This window comes from Novispirillum itersonii (assembly GCF_014205675.1).
In the GTDB taxonomy this organism is placed as follows: Bacteria; Pseudomonadota; Alphaproteobacteria; order Rhodospirillales; family Rhodospirillaceae; genus Novispirillum; species Novispirillum itersonii_A.
In genome coordinates this window covers 1-1,269 of the sequence record NZ_JACIIX010000040.1, presented here as the reverse complement: position 1 = coordinate 1,269, position 1,269 = coordinate 1, and the positions used below count along the sequence as shown (strand labels likewise).

Below are 1,269 nucleotides of genomic sequence, written 5' to 3'. Positions count from 1 at the left end.
TGACCTGCCTCGAGAAAACTCCTCCAGTTTAAAGTAGAGTCCGCCCATCGAGAGGACGGACGATATGAAGCGCAGCAGATTTTCAGAGGAACAGATCATCGGCATCCTAAAAGAGCAGGAAGCTGGTGCGGCGACGGCGGATTTGTGCCGCCGCCATGGAGTTTCCAGCGCGACCTTCTACAAATGGAAGGCCAAATACGGCGGGATGGAGGCGTCGGAGGCCAAGCGGCTGAAGGCGCTTGAGGATGAAAACGCCCGGCTGAAGAAGCTGTTGGCGGAATCGATGCTGAACGAGTCCGCCCTTCGCGAGCTTTTAGGAAAAAAATGGTGAGGCCCGCCGCCAAGCGGGAGGCTGTCGCTCATCTGCAAAGCCGTTTTGGGATGAGCGAGCGACGGGCCTGCGCCGTGATCGCGGTGGATCGCACGGTGATCCGTTATCGTTCGGTTCGGCCTGACGACAGCGCCTTGCGAAGGCGTTTGCGCGAACTGGCGCAAGAGCGTCGTCGGTTTGGCTATCGGCGGCTGTTCATCTTGTTGCGGCGCGACGGCGAAGCCTCCGGGATCAGCCGCATCTACCGGCTTTATCGCGAGGAAGGGCTGATGGTGCGTAAGCGCCGGAACCGCAGAAAGGCGATTGGCACACGAGCGCCGATCCTGGTCGAGGCGCGACCCAATGCCCGCTGGTCGTTGGATTTTGTCCATGACCAGTTGGAGAATGGCCGCCGCTTCCGCGTGCTGAACATCGTCGATGACGTGACCCGGGAATGCCTGGCGGCCGTGCCGGACACCTCGATCTCGGGCCTCCGTGTCGTGCGTGAACTGGCGGGTGTCATTGCCCGGCGCGGCAAGCCAGAGATGATCGTTTCCGACAACGGAACCGAACTGACCTCCAACGCCGTGCTGAAATGGGCCCAGGATCAGCGGATCGCTTGGCATTACATCGCTCCTGGCAAGCCGATGCAGAACGGCTATGTCGAGAGTTTCAATGGCCGCATGCGCGACGAGCTTCTGAACGAAACGGTCTTCACCAGCCTGCTTCAGGTCCGCGCGGTTATCGCGGCCTGGACGGCAGACTACAACACAGCCCGGCCCCATTCGGCCTTGGGCTACCAGACCCCGGCGGCTCACGCCGCTAAACTCAAAGCAATGGGGGCAGGCTTTCCGCCCGTTTCGGGCTCCAAACCTGCCCCCATTGCTCAGACCGCGCCAGACGGCGTAACTTTTCTCAGGACTCTACCTTCGGCTGGATGAAAAAGACGAGGCAGGTCA

The 1,269-nt window shown here is 60.9% G+C and carries 1 protein-coding gene; it reads left to right on the top strand.

Features of this window, described 5'->3' with window-relative positions; translation table 11 throughout:
- Positions 1-64: 64 nt before the first annotated feature.
- A protein-coding gene (locus tag FHS48_RS19855; protein WP_260402614.1) for an IS3 family transposase occupies positions 65-1,251 on the top strand; the annotation gives its coding sequence in 2 pieces (ribosomal slippage) (positions 65-317 and positions 317-1,251; 1,188 coding nt in all).
- Positions 1,252-1,269: the final 18 nt, after the last annotated feature.